This is a genomic window from Achromobacter sp. 1011811831 (assembly GCF_059760905.1).
In genome coordinates, this window is record NZ_JCBANG010000109.1 from 1 (window position 1) to 18,669 (window position 18,669).

20 protein-coding genes are annotated in these 18,669 nt (G+C 70.0%); 13 read left to right on the plus strand and 7 right to left on the minus strand.

Features of this window, described 5'->3' with window-relative positions:
* A partial coding sequence (locus tag AC6LJ9_RS27150) for an alpha/beta fold hydrolase (protein ID WP_498149957.1) occupies positions 1-715 on the plus strand: 715 nt, incomplete at its 5' end.
* A 24-nt stretch (positions 716-739) separates the two neighbouring features.
* On the opposite strand, the gene AC6LJ9_RS27155 is transcribed toward AC6LJ9_RS27150, so the two are convergent.
* Positions 740-1,648, minus strand: a complete 909-nt coding sequence (locus AC6LJ9_RS27155; protein WP_498149958.1) for a cupin domain-containing protein — start codon at positions 1,646-1,648, stop codon at positions 740-742.
* A gap of 198 nt (positions 1,649-1,846) precedes the next feature.
* On the opposite strand from AC6LJ9_RS27155, the gene AC6LJ9_RS27160 reads away from it, so the two are divergent.
* The 6 genes from AC6LJ9_RS27160 (at position 1,847) to AC6LJ9_RS27185 (ending at position 8,051) form a co-directional block, all read left to right on the plus strand.
* Positions 1,847-2,404: a carboxymuconolactone decarboxylase family protein gene (locus AC6LJ9_RS27160; RefSeq protein WP_103274283.1), complete on the plus strand. Its 558-nt coding sequence runs from the start codon at positions 1,847-1,849 to the stop codon at positions 2,402-2,404.
* Positions 2,401-3,531 carry an acyl-CoA dehydrogenase family protein gene (locus AC6LJ9_RS27165; RefSeq protein WP_392409309.1) on the plus strand — a complete coding sequence of 377 codons (1,131 nt, stop codon included), beginning with the start codon at positions 2,401-2,403 and terminating at the stop codon, positions 3,529-3,531. Before AC6LJ9_RS27160 ends, AC6LJ9_RS27165 begins: the two co-directional genes overlap by 4 nt.
* A complete protein-coding gene (locus tag AC6LJ9_RS27170; protein ID WP_498149959.1) occupies positions 3,528-4,343 on the plus strand; it encodes an ABC transporter ATP-binding protein in 816 nt (271 codons plus the stop codon). Before AC6LJ9_RS27165 ends, AC6LJ9_RS27170 begins: the two co-directional genes overlap by 4 nt.
* A 34-nt stretch (positions 4,344-4,377) precedes the next feature.
* Entirely contained in the window at positions 4,378-5,568 is a 1,191-nt protein-coding gene (locus tag AC6LJ9_RS27175; RefSeq protein ID WP_498149960.1) for an ABC transporter substrate-binding protein, read from the plus strand.
* Positions 5,565-6,413 carry an ABC transporter permease gene (locus AC6LJ9_RS27180; protein ID WP_392409305.1) on the plus strand — a complete coding sequence of 283 codons (849 nt, stop codon included), beginning with the start codon at positions 5,565-5,567 and terminating at the stop codon, positions 6,411-6,413. Before AC6LJ9_RS27175 ends, AC6LJ9_RS27180 begins: the two co-directional genes overlap by 4 nt.
* A gap of 108 nt (positions 6,414-6,521) precedes the next feature.
* Positions 6,522-8,051 carry a hypothetical protein gene (locus tag AC6LJ9_RS27185; RefSeq protein WP_498149961.1) on the plus strand — a complete coding sequence of 510 codons (1,530 nt, stop codon included), beginning with the start codon at positions 6,522-6,524 and terminating at the stop codon, positions 8,049-8,051.
* A gap of 73 nt (positions 8,052-8,124) precedes the next feature.
* Here AC6LJ9_RS27185 and AC6LJ9_RS27190 read toward each other — a convergent pair whose 3' ends face one another.
* The 6 genes from AC6LJ9_RS27190 to AC6LJ9_RS27215 all read right to left on the minus strand — a co-directional run bounded on the left by AC6LJ9_RS27190 (position 8,125) and on the right by AC6LJ9_RS27215 (position 13,718).
* Entirely contained in the window at positions 8,125-8,598 is a 474-nt protein-coding gene (locus AC6LJ9_RS27190; RefSeq protein ID WP_498149962.1) for a hypothetical protein, read from the minus strand.
* Between the two features lie 93 nt (positions 8,599-8,691).
* Complete coding sequence (locus AC6LJ9_RS27195; protein WP_498149963.1) at positions 8,692-9,240, minus strand: hypothetical protein; 549 nt, start codon at positions 9,238-9,240, stop codon at positions 8,692-8,694.
* A gap of 180 nt (positions 9,241-9,420) precedes the next feature.
* Complete coding sequence (locus AC6LJ9_RS27200; protein ID WP_498149964.1) at positions 9,421-10,386, minus strand: hypothetical protein; 966 nt, start codon at positions 10,384-10,386, stop codon at positions 9,421-9,423.
* A 49-nt stretch (positions 10,387-10,435) separates the two neighbouring features.
* Entirely contained in the window at positions 10,436-10,849 is a 414-nt protein-coding gene (locus AC6LJ9_RS27205; protein ID WP_498149973.1) for an immunity protein PIM1 family protein, read from the minus strand.
* A gap of 182 nt (positions 10,850-11,031) precedes the next feature.
* Entirely contained in the window at positions 11,032-13,113 is a 2,082-nt protein-coding gene (locus AC6LJ9_RS27210) for a TonB-dependent copper receptor (protein WP_498149965.1), read from the minus strand.
* Positions 13,114-13,241: 128 nt separating this feature from the next.
* The gene (locus tag AC6LJ9_RS27215; RefSeq protein ID WP_498149966.1) at positions 13,242-13,718 is read right to left on the minus strand and encodes a DUF2946 family protein; all 477 of its coding nucleotides are present in this window, start codon (positions 13,716-13,718) and stop codon (positions 13,242-13,244) included.
* A 171-nt stretch (positions 13,719-13,889) separates the two neighbouring features.
* Here AC6LJ9_RS27215 and AC6LJ9_RS27220 point away from each other — a divergent pair, with 171 nt between their 5' ends.
* The 6 genes from AC6LJ9_RS27220 to AC6LJ9_RS27245 all read left to right on the plus strand — a co-directional run.
* Positions 13,890-15,293 (plus strand): hypothetical protein, encoded by a 1,404-nt coding sequence (locus AC6LJ9_RS27220; RefSeq protein ID WP_498149967.1) that lies wholly within the window; start codon positions 13,890-13,892, stop codon positions 15,291-15,293.
* 76 nt (positions 15,294-15,369) lie between these two features.
* Positions 15,370-15,699, plus strand: coding sequence for an SH3 domain-containing protein (locus AC6LJ9_RS27225; RefSeq protein WP_498149968.1), 330 nt, complete (start codon positions 15,370-15,372; stop codon positions 15,697-15,699).
* A 155-nt stretch (positions 15,700-15,854) separates the two neighbouring features.
* Positions 15,855-16,502: a secretin and TonB N-terminal domain-containing protein gene (locus AC6LJ9_RS27230; protein WP_498149969.1), complete on the plus strand. Its 648-nt coding sequence runs from the start codon at positions 15,855-15,857 to the stop codon at positions 16,500-16,502.
* Positions 16,503-16,524: 22 nt separating this feature from the next.
* On the plus strand, positions 16,525-17,043 hold the full coding sequence (locus AC6LJ9_RS27235) for an RNA polymerase sigma factor (RefSeq protein ID WP_498149970.1): 519 nt from the start codon (positions 16,525-16,527) through the stop codon (positions 17,041-17,043).
* Positions 17,044-17,045: 2 nt separating this feature from the next.
* On the plus strand, positions 17,046-17,999 hold the full coding sequence (locus AC6LJ9_RS27240; RefSeq protein WP_498149971.1) for a FecR family protein: 954 nt from the start codon (positions 17,046-17,048) through the stop codon (positions 17,997-17,999).
* Between the two features lie 207 nt (positions 18,000-18,206).
* Positions 18,207-18,669 (plus strand): hypothetical protein (locus AC6LJ9_RS27245; protein ID WP_498149972.1); only part of this gene is annotated, 463 nt, incomplete at its 3' end.

Below are 18,669 nucleotides of genomic sequence, written 5' to 3' on the forward strand. Positions count from 1 at the left end.
GACCTATGTGCTGGCGCATGGCTCCTGGCATGGCGGCTGGTGCTGGCGGCCGGTGGCCGAGCGCCTGGCGGCGGCCGGCCACCGGGTGTACGCGCCCAGCTATACCGGCATGGGCGACCGCGCCCACCTGCTGTCCCGCAGCATCACCATCGATACCTTCGTCGAGGACCTGGTGCAGGTCATCCAGACCGAGGAGCTGAACGACGTGATCCTGGTGGGCCACAGCTTCGGCGGGATCCCGATCACGGGCGTGGCCGACCGGATTCCGGAACGGCTGGCGCACCTGGTGTACTTCGACGCGATCGTGCTGCAGAGTGGCCAGAACGCGTTCTCGGTCTATCCGCAGGCCGACGCCGATGCGCGCATCGCGGCGGCTTCCAAGGCCACCGACGGGCTGGCGGTGCCGATCCCGGATCCGATTCCCGCGGCCTGGGGTTTCAAGGAAGGCAGCGCCGACCACGCCTGGGTCAAGCGCCGCCTGACCGCGCATCCGCTGGCCAGCTACACCACGCCGCTCACGCTCAAGCATCCGATCGGCAACGGCCGGCCGCGCACCTATATCCACTGCACCCAGCCCGAGCTGGGCGTGCTGGAGGCCTCGCGCAAGCTGGTCAAGTCGCAACCGGGCTGGAACTGGGTCGATCTGGCCGCGCCGCACGAGGCGCACATCACGCATCCGGATCAGCTCGCGGCCCTGCTGCAGGGCCTGTCCTGAGGCGGGAAGGGCCGGCGCGTCCGCTCAGGCGGCGCCGGCCTGGCGCTTGCGGCAGGCCGACGGCGCCATGCCCTCGGCGCGCTGGAAGGCGCGGCTGAAGGCCGCCTGCGACTGGTAGCCCACGCGCTCGGCGGCTTCCTGGATGCCCGCGCCTTGTTCCAGCAGCCGGCGGGCGGCGCGCATGCGCAGCGCCTGCAGCAGCTGGGCGGGCGTGGTGCCGCTGTGCAGCGTGAAGCGGCGGTGGAAGGTGGCCTTGGACATGTGCAGCCGGTCGGCCATGTCCTGCAGGCTCCAGGGCAGCGCCGGCTCGGCCAGGATGGCCTGCAGCAGCCCGGCCATGGCCGGATCGCGCGCCAGCACCAGCAGGCCATGCGCTTGCGGGTCTCGCGCCGCCAGATGGCGCAGCATGAAGAAGATGAGCAGGTCGGTCAGCCGCTCCAGCACCAGCGGCGAGGCGGCCGGATCGGCGGTCTCGTCCAGGATCAGCTGGAACACGCCGCGCGCGGCGGCATAGCGCGCGTCGCTGGCGCGCAATAGCAGATAATCGGGCAGGGCGTCTGCCAGCAGGCCGTCCAGCCCGGAACGGAATTCGAAGAAGCCGCAGGCCAGGCCGGTGCCGTCGGGGCGGCGCGGTTGCAGCGGCTGCATGCCCCGGGACGGGTCCGCGGGCAGGGCGCCGGCGGGCATCAGCGTGTGCGGCAGGTCGCGCAGGAAGAAGATGCCGTCGCCGGCGGCCAGCGCCAGGCTTTCGGTTGCCAGGTCCACGCGGCAATCGCCGTGCAGGACCAGGTGGAAGCTGGCGCGCGCGCGGCCGCTGGTGCTGGCGTTCCAGGCGCCGCAATACTGGCCCAGGTGATAGAGGCTGGAGCGCACGTCCAGGCTGGACAGCAGCAGCGCGTCGGCGGCGGATCGGTCGTGGGCGGGTTGGGACAAGGCGTTGTGGACCGCCGGACCATCTGATATGGTCGCGGCGCAATAGCAGTTTGAGAGGATGATGCGCCATGCGCCCGGGTTATAAGCGCATAGCTGAAAGTCGATAAGTTCGAGCATCAAGTTGCGATCAGCGGGCATTGTCGCCCGCCGCCGGGCATACGCACAATACGGTTTTGCAATCCGCACCTGGAGATCCACATGGCCCGCCTGACCATCCATACCGCGCAAAGCGCGCCTGAAGCCGTCCGTCCCGCCCTGAGCGCCGCCGAACAGGGCGCCGGCTACCTGTCGAACCTGCTGGGCGTGCTGGCCAATGCGCCGGCGGCCCTGGAGGCCTACCAGACGCTGTCGCAGATCAACGCCCGCGCCGGGCTGACGCTGCAGGAGCGCGAAGTGGTGCAACTGGTGGCCGGCACGCGCCACGGCTGCACCTTCTGCGTGGCCGGCCATACGGCGCTGGCTCGCAACAAGGCCAAGCTGTCGCCCGAGGTGGTCGAGGCGCTGCGCGCCCAGGGCACGCTGCCCGACGCGCGGCTGCAGGCGCTGGCCGCCTTCACCGAGGCCGTCATCAACACGCGCGGCCGCGTCAGCGACGCCGAGCTGCAGGCGCTGCGCGAGGCCGGCTACACCGACGGCAACGCGCTGGAAGTGATCGTCGGCGTGGGCCTGGCCACCATCTGCAATTTCGGCAACAACCTGGCGCAGACGCCGCTCAACACGCAGCTGGCCGACTACGCCTGGAGCCCCAAGCAATGACGGCGACGCAGGCGCTTACCGATACCGGCGCGCGTTCCTGGCTGCCGGCCGAGCTGCGCGACTGGCTGGACGCCCATGCCCAGGCGCTGGATGAAGGCGCCGAGGATCCCGCCTCGGTCCTGCCCAGGCTGGCCGAGGCCGGCGTGTTCCGGCTGGGCGTGCCCGCCAGCCAGGGCGGCCTGGAAGGCAGCGATGCCGGCGACGCCATCGAGGCGGTGTCGCAGCTGGCCGAGCATTCCGTGGCGGCGGCCTTCGTGGCCTGGGGCCAGCGCGTCTTCATCGAATACCTGCTGCACAGTCCGAACCAGGCGCTGGCGCGCGACTGGACCGGCCCGCTGCTGCGCGGCGAGCTGGCCGGCGCCACGGCGCTGTCCAACGCCATGAAATTCCTCAGCGGCATCGAGTCGCTGCAGATCTCGGCGCGCCAGGATGGCGACGACTGGGTGCTGGACGGCCGCATGCCCTGGGTCACCAATCTGCGCCCGGACGGCTTCCTGGTGGCGGCGGCCGTGACCGCGCCGGATGGCACGCCGGCCGTGGTGGCGCTGCCGCAGGGCATCGCCGGCCTGACGCGCAGCGCCGACCTGCGCCTGCTGGGCCTGCAATCGAGCAACACGGCGGCGCTGGAAGTGAAGGGCGTGCGCATCAGCCCGCGCTGGCTGATCCACGCCGATGCCCGCCAGTACCTGCCGCAGGCGCGGCCGGCCTTCGCCGGGCTGCAATGCGGCCTGTCCATCGGCCTGGCCCGGCGCGCGCTGCGCCAGGCCGCAAAGGCGGGGCAGGGGCAGGGCGCGCGCGGCATCCTGGCCGAGCCGCTGGCGCAGCTGCAGGCCCAGGTCGAATACCTGTCGGACCAGCTCATCGCCGGCGTGCGCGAGGGCCGCTACGTGGCCGAGCCCTGGCTGCTGTTCGAGGTCCGCATCGCGCTGGCCGAGGCGGCGCAGCAGGCGGTGCAGCTGGAGCTGCAGGCCAGCGGCGGCGCGGCCTACCTGAAGCCGGCCGGCGACGGTTTCGCGCGGCGCTGGCGCGAGGCCGCCTTCCTGCCCATCGTCACGCCCAGCCTGGTGCAGTTGAAGACCGAGCTGGCCAAGCGCCGCGCCCGGCTGGCCGCCGAGGCGGCGGCATGAGTGGCGACATGAACGGCGGCGTGCCGGTGCTGCGCGCGCGCGGCCTGACGCTGCGCTATCCGGGCGCCGACGCCGCCGTGTTCCAGGACGTGAACCTGGACCTGGCGCGCGGCGAGGTGCTGGCCGTGCTGGGCGCCAGCGGGGCCGGCAAGTCCAGCCTGCTGCGCGTGCTGGCCGGACTGCAGGCGCCCAGCGCCGGCGCGCTCGACATGGAAGGCCAGCCGCTGGCCGGCGTGCATCCGCGCGTGGCCGTGGCGTTCCAGGATCCGGGCCTCTTGCCCTGGCTGACGCTGGAACGCAACGTGGCCTTCGGCCTGGACTTCAAGCATCAGCCGGCGCTGGATGCGCGCGAGCGCGCGCGGCGCGTGGACCTGGCCATCGAGGAAGTCGGCCTGTCGCACGCCCGCCAGCTGCGGCCGGCGCAGCTGTCCGGCGGCATGGCGCAGCGCGCCGCGCTGGCGCGCTGCCTGGCCCGCCAGCCGGCGGTGCTGCTGCTGGACGAGCCGTTCGGGGCGCTGGACGAGGTCACGCGCGCCGAGATGCAGACGCTGCTGCGCAAGGTGGTGGCCGATGTCGGCGCCGCCGCGCTGCTGATCACCCACGATATCGACGAGGCGCTGCTGCTGGCCGACCGCATCGTGCTGCTGGGCGGCGCGCCCGGCGGCGTGTTGGGCGAATGGGCCGTGGACCTGCCGCAGCCGCGCGCCGACCTGCTGCCCGAAATGGGCGCGCTGCGCCTGGAAATCCTGTCCCGCCTGCGCGGCGCGCTGCGGGCCGGACGCGCGGCGTCCGAATCAACGGTATCTGTTTGACCCCCCATCAGAGCAAGACACAAGGAGCCTAGGAATGTGCCTGGAACACATGTCGCGTCGCGACTGGTTGAAACTGACGGCGCTGCTGAGCGCGGGCGGGGCGGCGTCGTTGCTGTCCGCCTTCAACGCGCGCGCCCAGGCCGAGCCCGACGCGCCGGTGCGCATCGGCTATCTGCCGATCACCGACGCCGCGCCGCTGCTGGTGGCGCACAACAACGGACTGTTCGACAAGGCCGGCGTCAAGGCCGAGAAGCCCACGCTGCTGCGCAGCTGGGCGCAGGTGATCGAGGCCTTCATCTCGGGGCAGGTCAACGTGGTGCACCTGCTGTCGCCCATGACCGTCTGGGCGCGCTTCGGCAGCCAGGTGCCGGCCAAGGTGGTGGCGTGGAACCACGTCGGCGGCTCCGGCCTGACGGTGACGCCGGAGATCAACAGCGTCAAGGACCTGGGCGGCAAGACCGTGGCGATCCCGTTCTGGTATTCCATCCATAACGTGGTGCTGCAATACCTGCTGCGCGAGAACGGCCTGACGCCGGTGTCGCGCAAGGATGGCGCGCCGGCGGCGGGCGAGGTCAACCTGATCGTGATGGCGCCGGCCGACATGCCGCCGGCGCTGGCGCAGAGGCGCATCGCCGGCTACATCGTGGCGGAGCCCTTCAACGCCGCGGCCGAGACGCTGGGCGTGGGCAAGGTGCTGCGCTTCACCGGCGACGTCTGGCGCAACCACGCCTGCTGCGTGGTGTTCATGCACGAGCGCGACCTGGAACAGCGGCCGCAGTGGTCGCAGAAGGTGGTGGATGCCATCGTGCAGGCCCAGCTCTGGATCCGCGACAACCGCGAGGAAACGGCCAGGCTGCTGTCCAAGGAAGGCATCAACCGTTACACGCCGCACGGCCTGCCGGCCTTGAGCAAGGTGCTGGCGCCGCCGCCCGAGGACCGCGAGCGCTACCTGGCCAGCGGCGCGATCCGCCATGGCGACTGGGACGAGCGTCGCATCGACTTCCAGCCCTATCCCTTCCCGAGCTACACCGAGGAACTGGTGCGCCGGCTGCGCGACACGCTGATCGAGGCCGACCGGGGCTTCCTGGCGACGCTGGATCCGGCGCGCGCGGCGGCCGAGCTGGTCGACGACCGCTACGTCAAGCGCGCCATCGAAGCCGCCGGCGGATTGGGGCGCTTCGGCTTTCCCGAGAGCTACGTCCGCAGCGAGCAGGTGCAGGCGTGAGCGGGACGCCGTCCACGGCGGCGGGCGCGGCTGCGGCAGCGTCGGGATCGGGCGCAACGGCGCCTGCCGCGCGCGCCCGAACCGGCACCCGGCCGCCGGGGCTGGCCAGCCGCGCCGGCCTGGGCGTGCTGGGGCTGGCGGTCGTGGCGCTGGCCTGGTGGCTATGCACCGCCGTGCTGCCGGCCGAAGGCGCGATGGCGCGGCGTTTCGCGCCCGGCCCGACCTTGAGCGCGCTGGCCATGCTGCTGACCGGCCCGGACCTGCCCGGCCATATCCTGGTCAGCCTGCGCCGCATCGCGGTGGGCCTGGGGCTGGCGCTGGCCGTGGGCGTGCCGCTGGGGCTGGCCATCGGCAGCTTCCGACGGCTGGAGGCGGCGCTGTCGCCCGCCATGCAGTTCCTGCGCATGATCTCACCGCTGTCCTGGATGCCGATCGCCGTGATGGCCTTCGGCGTGGGCGATGATCCGGTGTACTTCCTGCTGGCCTTCGCCGCCGTCTGGCCCATCGTGCTCAACACCGCCGCCGGCGTGCATCACCTGGATCCGCGCTGGCTGCTGCTGGCGCAGAGCGTGGCCGCGACCCGCTGGGAAACGCTGTGCCACGTGATCCTGCCGGGCGTGCTGGGCCACATCCTGACCGGCCTGCGGCTGGCCATCGGCATCCTGTGGATCGTGCTGGTGCCCTGCGAGATGCTGGGCGTGTCGGCCGGCATGGGCTATTTCATCCTGGACACGCGCGACCGGCTGGCCTATCCCGAATTGATGGCGATGGTGCTGTTGATCGGCCTGCTGGGCTTCCTGCTGGACGCGGCGGCGCGGGCGCTGTATCGGCGCTGGAGCCGTTAGTCGCCGGCCGCGACGGGGCGCGTTTCGTGATTCGGGCCATAGCCTGTACGCTATGGCCCCATCCCGCGCGGCGCCCTGGCGGCGCATTCCCATTTCAGGCATGAACCCATGACCATCAGCACGCTTGTCCCGCTCATCGGCCACACCTCGGCAAGCGCCGCGCTGCAGGATTGCATGCTGGGCCTGGGCATGAAGAAGATGCCCAAGGGCGACTCGACCACCCGGGTGCGCACCCAGGACAAGCTGGTGTCGCTGGAATTCGATCCCACCGAGTCCTACATGGGCAGGAATGTCCGGGAGCCCGTGGGCGACGGCGGGTTCACGCTGGAGTCCTTCGACGTGCACCAGGGATACCAGGGGGAGTTGCCCTTCGGCCTGTCGCTGGCCATGGACCGGCAGCAGGTGGACGCGGCGCTGGGTAGGGCCCTGGACGAAGACCCGAAGGCAGAGGTCCAGACCTACCACCGGGATGCCTTCCTGATCATTGTGTTCTATGGCGGGAAAGGGCGGAAGATCGACACATTCAGGTTCACCCGGCCCAACGTCCATAGCGCCAGGAAATTCAACATCGAGCTCCAGGCCGTTGCCGCTGAAACGCCGGGCGCGGCCGCGCAGCCATTGTCCGCCCCGGAACTGCTGTCCTTCCTGGGCGCATCGCCGGACGACGCCGCCTTTGGCGCCTGGCTGGACCAGCATGGCATCCACGACCGTCCGCATGCGGCCCCTGGCGTTGACGGCCATGGCGCCGCGTCGGACGAGACGCTGCGCGAGGCGCGCCTGAGCGAGATCGACGAGAACGAGCGGCAAGGCGTCGCGTTGATCTACGAAAGCGGGGAAAACCACGGCCGGCTGTTTTCCGCCGAAGCTGCGGGGCCGGGCTTCGTCCTCAAGCAGGCGGCCTTCTACGGCCCGGGTGTTTCCGGCCGCGCCGGCTTCCAGGGCGAGCTTCCTTTCGGCTTGCGCTTCGCCGACGGACCGGCGCAGGTTCGGGAAAAGCTCTCCGCCCCGATCGCCCGCCGCGTGCTGCATGGACTGCCGGCGGAACTCTGGGTCGGCAAGGACTGGCATCTGAACATCAGCTACACGGCGGACGCCGGCCGCGTCGCCATCGTGCATGTGCGCAGGCCGAATCGCTACGATCTGGAGATGATCGGCGCCGCTTCATCGGAAGCATCCCGGAACGCGCCGGACCTGGAAAAGTTGAACGCGGCCATCGGCCTGGCCGTGGATGACGCCAAACTGCAGGCAGCCCTGGCGCCGCTGGCGTGGAACCAGGACGCACGGGATGAGGCCGGGCACGGCGATGAGGTCTTTCGCTACCTGAAGTCCCACGGCCTGAGCCTGTATTTCCGCGATGGCGCGGAAGCGGGCACGACCGTTCTTGCCGGCTACCGCGTGAACCGGGCCGGCGACATGGACAGTTCGGGATACCCGGGGCCGCTGCCCTTCGGCCTGACGTTCTCCACCAGGCTCGAGGACATCATCCCGCGCGTGGGCAGGGATCCGGACGCGCACGGCGTGGCCGAGGACACCGGCTACTTCCTGTGGAATCTTCCCGGCTTCAGGCTGCATGTGCTGTACAGCCTGATTGACTGGCAGGTGTACCGGGTGACGTGTTCCGAGCGGGTCGCGGAATAGGCGGCCACGGCAGCGCAGGCGCGCCACGACGCGTGGCGCTGGGCGGTCGCGGCATCCGCCGCGCCATCGTCACTCAGGGGCACAAGCCATGCTTGCGCTTGCCGTTGCTGGGAACGCCGAGCTGGAGGAATTCGAGCGCGTCGCCCTCGAAGGCAACCGTCCATACCACGCCGTCGATATAGTAGTTGTCGACATCGGCGGTGCGGCGCTTGAGCGCCCCGAGTTTCCTTTCGATGGTTTCTCGGCTGTCGGCGGATTCGAGGCCGCAGGGCAGCGGGCGAGTATACAGGCCGGCCTTGCCGATGCCCGAGACCATGATTTCAAGCTGGGAAAAAATGAAGGCGCCTTCGCTCCTGGGCGTGATTCCCGTTCCCAGCGGATCGATTTCAAAGGACATGGACAAGCCCTGGCCCTTGATGGGAATGACGGTGTTCAGCGTGCGTCCAGCCTTGGGCCGTTCCTTGATGCCGTGCTTTTGCAGGAATGCGTCAAAGGGGGCGTGGTCGCTGCCATGTCCAAGAAAAGCGATGAGTTCGGCGGCATTCATGGTCAGGGTTTGTCATCCCGTGATGGACTGGCGGTTGAGGGGCGCGAAAACGCGCAGCGTAGGCAAATTCGTCCGACAGCGCAAGCGATGGGCTCAGGCGTAGGCGACTTCCTTGAACAGGATGTGGAGCCTGTGCTTTCCAGCCTGGTTCACAAAGTCCTCGGTGACGGCGAACACGGATTGGCATAGCGGATTCCGCTCCCGGGCGATCAGGAATCCGGGCGCCAGGTCGCGCAGGAAATAGGTGCCCGCCAGGAAATTCCCGTTGCCTATGCCGGATTTTTCATAATCGACGAGGGCCATCCTGTTCAATACCCTGCCGATATTGAATTCAAATCGCTCGCCGCCCATCAGCACCTGCGTCTTGCGGTACTCGATCTCTCCGCCCAGCTCCCCCATCGCATCGAGGAATCGATTCGAGAACACCGGTATCCCGCCAAAGGAGTGCAGGTAGTCGAGTCGGGACAGGTCGGACTTCGTCAGGCCGTCCTGGCATCTCGCGATCAGGTTCTGAGGCAGGTCGTCCGCGTCCAGGCGGCCGGCGACCGCATAGCCGTGGACCGCGTCGTATATTTTTCCCGGCGGGTAGATGAGCGCATTGGCCGGCGCTTTCAGCTGGGTTCTGGCGTGGTACAGCTTCATGATCGCGCCATCATGCCGAGTAGATGATGTTCATGATGGAAAGGATGTCCTCAATGCCGATGCCGGAGTCGATGATCTCATCGGAATCGTGCAGATGGACGCCGACTCGGAAACCGTCGGCCCAGCTGGCGCTCGATGGTGTCGATGGTCATGGCGTCCTTGCTCCGTCTCCGCTGCCGCTCACACGATGGTTCGCGCTGCGATCGCCGCGCGGCGCAGGGTGTTGAAAAACTGGGCCGCGCCCTCGGCGCCCAGCGGCTTGGCCAGATCCCGCGGGCCGATGACGCCATGGGGCAGCCTGACGTCCGGCTTGTAGAAGGTCTCCAGCCACATCAGGGATTTGCTGGCCAGCGCCTCGGGCATGTCTTGTCGCAGCAGTGCGCTGGCGGTATCGAAGAAGTCCGGGTTCAGTCGCGATATGCAATTCTGCTCCGGGGATGGGGGGATGACCTTGTCCAGATAGCAGTAATTGCCGATGTGGCAGTTGATCAGGCTGGCGTCCGAGAAGTCCACCCCGTCCATCCGGTTGGCGACCGCGTCGGGCGCCACTTCTCGATAGATTTCCGCGTCGGCGTCGACGACGTCGATGGACGGATGCCCGAAGAAAACGCATTCCAGCAGCTCGCCGGAAAAGCGCGTGTTCCTGATGGGCGAGGACTTGAAGTCGATCTTCTTCATCTTGCCCTCGAACAGGCAGTCCTCGATGCGCCGGGCATGGAAGGACAGCGTGTCCTTGCCGCGCAGGCCCTCGAACCGCGTGTTCAGCAGGGATGCGGTGGTGATGTGCACGTTCTTGAAGGAGCAGTCCTTGAATAGGCAGTCTTCAAGGGAAACGCCATGAAAGCGTATGTCGCCCACGAACTCCACGGAATCGAACGTGCAGCGCTGGACCTGCGCATCGCGGATGTCGAAACCCTTCCAGCTGCCATGGGAAAAGTCGGCGTCGCGCAGGTCGATCTGGTGGCCGTCGTTGTGCCAGCCTCCGCCGAAGGTCAGCGGCGTCGAGGCCAGGGCGAGGCCCCGGAAATCGAGCAGGCCGTCCGGCGTGCGTCCAAATGGCGAGGCCTGGAACCCGCGCGTGACCGCCAATACATCGGCCAGGGAAGGATGGGCCTGCCATCGCCGGGTGATCTCATTGTTCTTCATGTCGGGAATGTCGGGCGCGGTGTCGGTGAGGTGCCTGGGGGATGCCTGGCTATTTCAACACGGGTCTGGGCCTGGCATGAATCGATCCCGACGGAAGCGTCGCGCTTGCGTAGCACTCGTACAGGCCGAAAACCCATGATGCTTCCAGATCGTCCATGGCAAGAGCGTCGAACATCAATCCGAAATCGTCGGAGATGTAGCCCGCGATATCGTCTCCGGCTTGTCCAAGCACGCGCTTGAAGACGCGCTCGCGCAGCTTCCCGTTGGCGCGTTCCAGCTTGCGCAGGGAGGGCTCGTCCAGTCCGCGCTTGCGGCTTTCCAGCTCCTGATGGGCGGCGAGCCAATCCGAGTCGAAGGGATCTTCGTCGCGGGCGTCCAGATAGGCATCGATATCCGCGTCGGCGCTTCCCTTCAGATCCAGTGCGTCCAGAACCTCGACCAGCCTTGCGGCAATGTCTTCCATGTCGTTCACGGGGCGGCATTCCTGTATTGCCGGGTCAATCCGGGGCAGGCTTGCGCCTCGCGGAACGGAGCGGTCCTCGGCAGGAAGGACCCCTCCGTCCGGCGCCGCCGGATCAACCAGGATTTTCGTCGTTGCGGGAGTATGCCCGTTCAGGCGACGAAAGGGGAGCGCGCGCGGGCGTCTCAGTACTTGACGCTGACCCGCGCCCACACGCTGCGGCCGGGTTCATTGACCCGCGAGTGGCCAGGGAAGCCGAAGCCGGCGTCGCCGGCCAGGTTCAGGTGCTCGGCGTAGGCCTTGTCGAACAGGTTGTCCACGCCCAGCGACAGCTTGACCTGCTTGCTGATGGCATAGCCCGCGTTCAGCGAGAACACGCCGAAGCCCGCGCTGGGGCCGAAGTCCTGGCCGACCACGTTGCCGCTGTTGAGCGCGTAGCGCTTCTGCGGCGCGACCAGGCGCCAGAGGGCGCCGGCGGACCACACGCCATCGTCGTAGGCGGCGCTGAGCTTGGCTTCCAGCGGCGGGATCTGGGGCAGGGCGCGGCCGTCGCTGCGGTTCTCGCCCCAGGCATAGGCCAGCGTGGCGCCCAGGGTCCACGACGGCGCGACCTTCCACGACGCGCCCAGCTCGCCGCCGGCGATGCGCGCGTTCACGTTCGAGGCCTGCGAGGTCGGCCCCATCATGCCGCCTGGCCGGTAGTCGAACAGGATGAAGTCCCGCACATAGCCGGCGTAGCCGGAGACCCAGGCGTCGACCTTGTCGCCGCGGTACTGCATGCCCACGTCCAGCTGGGTGGTCTTTTCGGGCTTGATCACGTCGAAGGCGTTGACCGAGCCGGCAGGGCCCATGCCGGGCGAGAACAGCTCCCAGTAGTCGGGGAAGCGCTGCACATGGCCCAGGCCCACGTACCAGGTGGCCGGCAGGCTCTCCAGGTCCTGCTCGTAGCGCAGGAAGCCGCTGGGTAGCGTGCTGTCGCGGCGCTCGCCGGCGGTGGGATTGGGCATCATCATCATGTGGCCCGTCGTGGGACGGAAGTCCTTGGCCGAGGCGCGGTCGACGCGCGCTCCGCCGATCAGGCGGCCATGCTCGGAGGCGCGCCAGGTCAGCTCCGAGAACAGGCCGACGTTGCTGAACTCGGCGTCCTTTTCCCAGGACTGGTTGCGGTATGAGTTCGTGTCGGTGCCGCTGCGGCCACGGTGTCGGCTCTGCTGGAAGTCCAGCCCGCCGGTCATGGTCAGTGTGTCGGCCAGCTTGAGCGTGGCGGCGGCGCGGCCGCCCCAGGTGGCGCGGTCCACGTTGGCCGCCATCGCCATCGGCATGGGGCCGTTGGGGTCCGGCCGGCGCAGCTTGTAGTTGTCCATCACGTGGTCGGCGTAGTTGTAGTAGAGCTGGGCCTCGATCTTTTCCAGCGTGGCGCCAAGGTTGCGCTTCTCGAAACGCAGCCCGAAGCTCTCGCGCTTGAACTTCGAGCCGTCCATGCCGCGTCCGCCGTAGCGCGCCTCGCCGTCGCCGGTGCCGGCGGTCAGCTCGAACAGCGTGTCGGCGTCCGGCGTGAAGCCCAGGGCCAGGTCGGTGTTCCACTTGTCCCAGCGCGAGGGCACGCGCAGGCCGTTGCCGTCCTTGTAGTCTTGCGAGTGCGAGTGGTTGCCGGTGACGCGCACGTAGACGCTTTCATTGCCGGCGGTGAAGTCGGCCGTCTGGTCGTTGCGGCCGAACGAGCCGCCGGTCAGGCTGCCGTCGAAGCGCACGCCGGCCTCGGTGAAGCGCGGCGTGTCGCGGTCGAAGCGCACGGTGCCGGCCGAGGCGCCGGGGCCCCACAGCACGGTCTGCGGTCCCTTGATGACGGTGAGCTGGTCGAAGGTCTCGGGCGAGATATAGGAGCTGGGCGCGTCCATGCGCCCCGGGCAGGCGCCGGGCATGGAGCTGCCGTTGGTCAGGATGTTCAGGCGCGAACCGAACATGCCGCGCAGCACCGGATCGCCGTTGGTGCCGCCATTGCGGATGGCCGAGAAGCCGGGAATGGTCTTCAGGTAGTCGGTGCCGTCGCTGGCCGGCAGCGGCTGGCGCGGCGTCTTGGGATTGGTGATGAAGGTCAGCGGCGAATCGGGCGCGACGGCGGTGATGACCACCGGATCCATGTCGAAGGCGGGCGCCTGCTGGGCGCGGGCGGCGGGGAAGATGGCGGCCAGGGCCGCGGCCAGCGCCAGGGCGCGGGGGAATTCGAAACTCGTGTTCTGCATGACGGTGCGTCTCTGTCTTTGCATGTCGGACGGCCGCGCGCGTGCCGACGCCGCGCGCGCGGGTCGTGGACCGGGAATGCGGCGCAAGGCGGCGAAGGCAGGCGCAGGGTACGGCGGCCGGAAAAGCGCGCGGGCGCGCGCGGATCGTGCGATCAGGCCAGGGACGGGACAGGCGGGGCGCGCGGCCCCAGCGGCGGGCCGGCCGCGGGCAGCGGCGGCAGCGACTGCGGCGCAGGCGGCGCGACCGAGGCCACGGCGGCGGCGGGCAAGGCAGGCAGTTGGGGCAGCGGCGGCAGGTCCAGGGTCTGGTGCGCCACCATCCAGAACGGGCATTCCTGGGCGGCGTCATTGGCCTGGCCGGCGTATTCGCCGTCGTGCGGACCGGACATCGCGGACATGTCGGACATGGCCGGGGATGGCGCGCGCGCGTCCATCAGCGCCGTCATCACGCTGGGCGGACCGCCGGCGGCCGAGCAGAAGCTGATCTGCAGGCGGCCCTGGCGCAGCGCGGCGGCGTCCGGCATGTAGCCGACCGGTACCAGCGCGCGCAGCACGGTCGCCAAGGCGAGCAGGCACAGCAAGAAGCGTGCGTGCGATCCCGTGGCGAGGCGTGATGGCGGTCTGGACATGCGTCGCATTCTATCTGATACGCGCGTGCGGGCGACGCAGCCGGTCCGGCCGAGCTTGCGCTGCGTCATGGCGCGCGCGCGCCGATGCGCCGCGCGCTATAGTCACGCAAACTCGCGGGGCGTCCGGCCTGCCGGACGTCCCGCCGCATACAGACGGGGATCCCACGCGCAATGAACATCAGATTGCTGGCCGGCGCGGCCGCCATCGCGGCGGCCGCCGTGCTGGCCTATGGCGGCTATCAGCTGCTGCCGCAAGGGCCGGCGCTGACGCGCAGCGAAGTGATCGGCGAGCTGGACGGCCCGCCGCTGGAGGCGCATGCGCGCGCTGACCTGTACCGCTACGGCGAGCGCCAGTTGCTGGTCGGCACGATGAGCAAGGCGAGCTGGGATCCGGCCGGACTGGCGCGCGCGCAGGTGCTGGATGCCGATGAACCCGGTTTGCAGGCGCTCGCGCGCGGGCAGCGCGCCGCGATGGCGCAGACAGGCGCGGCCGACGGCGGGCATGACAAGGCCGATGCGCCGGATCCGGTCGTGTCCGCCTTCGCGGCCAGCGGGGCGCGCAGCCTGGTCTATAGCGGCGATGGCACCGGGGTTTTCACGCTGCGCGCCTCGATCGCCGCCGACGCCGGCGCCGGCCTGGTCGGCACGCCGCAAGGCCGCACCTTGTTCCTGGTGACCGAGGCGCTGCATCGGTCCGGCCCGGATCAGCCCGAGGCCGCCGGGGGGGTCTTCCGTTCCGAGGACCGGGGGCTGCGCTGGTCCTACGATGCCCAGGTCGCGCTGGGAGAGCCCGAACGGCGCGCGCTGTTCCTCAGCGAGACGCGCGCGGTGGCGCTGGAACCGCGAGATGGCGGCGAGCGGCTGCTCTATACCGAGGATGGCGCCCGGCGCTGGCAAGCGGCGACCATCATGGAGCAGGTGTGGCCGGATGCCGGCGCCTATGGCAAGGCCTTCGACGCGCAGGCCGAAAGGACGCGCGGACTGGGGCAGGCGGACCGGCTGGAATATCGCTGGTCCCTCTATCCGCTGGGCGAAACGCAGGCCGTGGGCTGGAGCTGGCGCGTGCGCGTGAAGACCGGCACGGACGCGCCACAGCTCATCGAGACGCGCCGCTTCGAGATCGCCTTCCAGGACGGCGCGCCGCCGGCCTTCCGCATCCAGCAGGCGGCGGCGCCGGCGCCATTCCAGGACGCGTCAGGCGCATCCCGTGCTGACGCGGGCGGCGCGCTGCGCCAGGCGTCGGGCGGCCAGATCTATCAGCTGGACCCGGCGTCCCGGGAATGGCATGGCGTGGCCGCCGCGCCCCAGCTGCGGGGCGCGCCCAGCCGTATCGGCCGGGCCTGGTTCGGGCGCGGAGGCTGGATGGTGCTGGCCTGCGCCGAGCTGCTGTTCTCGCCTGACGGCGGCACCTGCGCCTATTTCCATACCCGTGACCAGGGCCGCAACTGGCGGCCGTTCCAGCTGTCGCCCGGCCAGGAAGACGGATTGCTTGGCCTGGACGAAGCCGGCGAGGGCGTGCTGACGCTGGCGCTGCGCGAGGGCCGGACGGCGATCCTGCGCTATCCGCTGGATTGAGCGAAGGCGGCGGCCGCTACACTGCGGTATTGCCCGGTGCATTGCGCAGCGGGCCGCAACATTTGCCGGAGCCGTCATGCTGCACGTCATCGTCACCGCCGCCCATGCCAACGAGGGCCTTTTCCCGACCTACCCGCAGGGCACGGCCGTGGACCTGCTGGCGCCCTGCGACGAGTTCTTCGACTGGCATGCCTGCCGTATCCAGGGACGCGATACCTATGTCTACGTCCACATGCTGCGCGACGGCGCGCTCGCGGCGGACTACAACCCGACCGAACTGGACGTGGCGCCGGGCGATCGCCTGGAGGTGCTGGGCATCCAGGGCGCCTGGCTGCATGCGCGCGATGCGGCGCGTGGCCGCAGCGGATGGATTCCGGCCGAGAAGACGCGCACTGTGACGGCCTGAAGCCTGCCCGCGTGGCACCTGTCACGCAGGGGTCATCTGCCCGACCTACCATGCGCCAGTTTTCAATTCCGCCTTGCTTCGGGCAAGGTCGACAAGGAACGGCATGCTTGGGTCGCGGTCTGGTTATGTCCGGCGCGTTGAGGATATCGCGGGCAATGGCGCTGGCCTTGCCGTGGGCGCTGACTGGCGCGTTGGCGGCGCCGTCGGCGGCGCGGGCCGCCGCGCCCACGGATGCGCGGCAGGGGTTCGACATTCCCGCCCAGGATCTGCGCGCGGCGCTGGAAGCCTTCGACACCGCGACGGGCATTTCGGTGCTGTATGGATCGGACCTGGCCGCCGGACGCCGGTCGTCGGCGTTGCGCGGACGTTATGCGCCGGACGCGGCGCTGCGTCTGTTGCTGGAGGGCACGGGCCTGATCGCGCAGGCGGTCGGCGACAAGGCTTTCGTGCTGCGGCCGACGCCCGGCGCGCCGTCCGGCGGCGCGGTGTCGGCGCAGGCGCGGCATCGCCGGGCCTTCGAGGCGCAGTTGCAGCAGCGCGTGCTGGACGCCCTGTGCCGGCAGCCGGCCAGCGCGCCGGGCGTCTACCGCGCGGCGCTGGCGCTGCGGGTCGACCGGCAAGGGCAGATCGGTTCGGTGCGCCTGCTGGATTCCACGGGCAGCGCGACGCGCGACGCGGCGATACGCGCGGCCTTGCAGGGCTTGCCGGTGGGCGAGCCGTCCGGCGATCCGGGCAAGGCCTACGTGGTGCTGGTGTTGCCGCGCGAGAGCCGCAAGCCGGCGGACTGCGCCAGCGCGCCCTAGCTTGCTCCGCCACGGAGCGCGAATGAGCGCTCCAGGATTCTCCGCGTTGCGCGACCTGATCGTGCAGCGCTATGACGACCTCAAGCGCCGCCTCACGCACCGGCTCGGCTCGGCCGATCTGGCGGGCGAGGCGCTGCACGATACCTGGCTGCGTCTTGAACAGTCGCAGCCCGACGGGACGCAGGCGCAGGCGGTGAAGACGCCGCTGGCCTATGTGATGCGGATGGCGTCGAACGCCGCCGTGGATCGTATCCGTTCGGAGCACCGCCATTTGAGTGGCACCGAGCTGGATCTGCTGGTCGACGAGCTGGTGGACCAGAATCCCGGCCCGGCGCGCCAGGCGATGGGGCGAGCCGAGCTGGAGGCTCTGTCCGGCGTGATCGACGCCATGCCCGCGCGGCGGCGCGAGATCCTGATCGCCGTGCGCGTGCACGAGATGCCCCTGCAGGACGCGGCCCGGCATTTCGGCATTTCGCCGCGCGTGGTCAGCCGCGAACTGAAGGCCGCGCACGATTTCTGCGCGGCGCGGATGGGGCGTTGAGCATGCGCGACCTGTTTGGCGCCCGGCCGGGCTCGGAGATCGATCGCATCGCGCGGGAATGGGTGCAGCGCGTCGCGCTGCGGCAGATGACGGTGGCGCAGGCCGATGCCTTGCGCCAGTGGTGCCAGGCTGACCCCAGGCATGGCGCGGCCTTCGCCGAGGCGCATCGGCTGTGGCAGGCCATGGCGCCGGCGGCGGCGCTGAGCGAGGCGCGTGGCCGCGAGCGGCGTCTGTCGCGTCCGGCGCGCCGCGCCTTTCTCGGCGCGGGCCTGGCGTGCGCCGCGACGGCGGCGGGCGTGGCCGTGGTCGCGCCGCCATTCGGCCTGTGGCCGTCCTGGCGCGAATTGGGCGCCGACTATCGCACCGCCAAGGGCGAGCAGCGCCGCGTCGTATTGCCGGGGACCGCCGTGCTGGATCTGAACACGCGCACCAGCGTCGCGCTGCGCGCCGCCGGCGTCGAGCTGATCAGCGGCGAGGCCGCGATCTCGCTGGCCGGCGCGAGCAGTCCGTTCACCGTCAGCGCGGCCGGCGGCCGCATCATGGCGCGGGACGCGGTCTTCGAGCTGCGGCACACCGACGGCAGCGTCTGCGTGACCTGCCTGTCCGGCGCGGTCGAGGTGGCGCTGGCCAGCGGCGGCGCGACCTTGGCGGCGGCGCAGCGGCTGGTCTATGACGCGACGGGCGGCCTGCAGCCCGGGCGCACGCTGGATGCCGACGATCTGCCGGCCTGGCGCGAGGGTTTCCTGCGCTTCCGGCAAGCGCCGTTGGCCGAGGTGCTGGACGAGATCAACCGCTACCGCTCCGGCCGCGTCATCCTGATGGCGCAATCGCTGGCCGCCAGGCCCGTCAGCGTGCGCGTGGAGCTGGCGCAGCTGGACACGGCCATCGCCCAGATCCGCGAGAACTTCAAGCTCGACGCCACCGCCTTGCCCGGCGGCGTGCTGCTGCTGGGTTGATTCGCCCGCGCCGCGCCCGCCGGCGAGCGCCTGTCATCCGCACGGGGCGATTTTTCCAATGCGGTCCGGCCATAAAAAAACTGTCTGCTTTTCCCGCGTCGATCCGTCTAGGTAGACAAGGAGAGCGCTGGCATGGGACGCCGGCGCTCGCAATCGCAGCATGCGCGGCCGAGATCCGCGTGCGGCGTTCTTTGGAGATGGGTGGCAATGAGCAAGCGCGGGCAGGGCAGGAATACTTCGAATGCGGGCGTCAGGCAAGCGGCCGTGCCGCTGGCGCCACTGGCGCAGGCGCTTGCGCTGATGCTGGCGGCTGGCGGCGTCCAGGCCGCGCCGGCCGCCTTCAGCCCCGGCTGGTTCGCCGCCAAGGGCGCGGCGCAGGCGCAGACGCAGGCCAGCGGCCGGTTGCCCGACGGCAGCGTGGCGGGCATTCCGACGGCGGCGCGCCAGCAGACGCAGTCGCGCCAGCAATTGCAGCAGTCGCTCAGCAACCTGAACCGCACGGCGGCGGCCATCGCCGCGCAGCAGGCGGCGCAGGCCGCCGCGCGCCAGGCCGCGGGCAATGCCGCCTCGGGCGTGCCGGACGGCCTGGCCGCCGGCGGGCTGCAGGTCGACACGCAGGCGCTCACGCGCGGCTGGACCCATGCCGAGGCGCCCCGGTCCAGCACCGAGA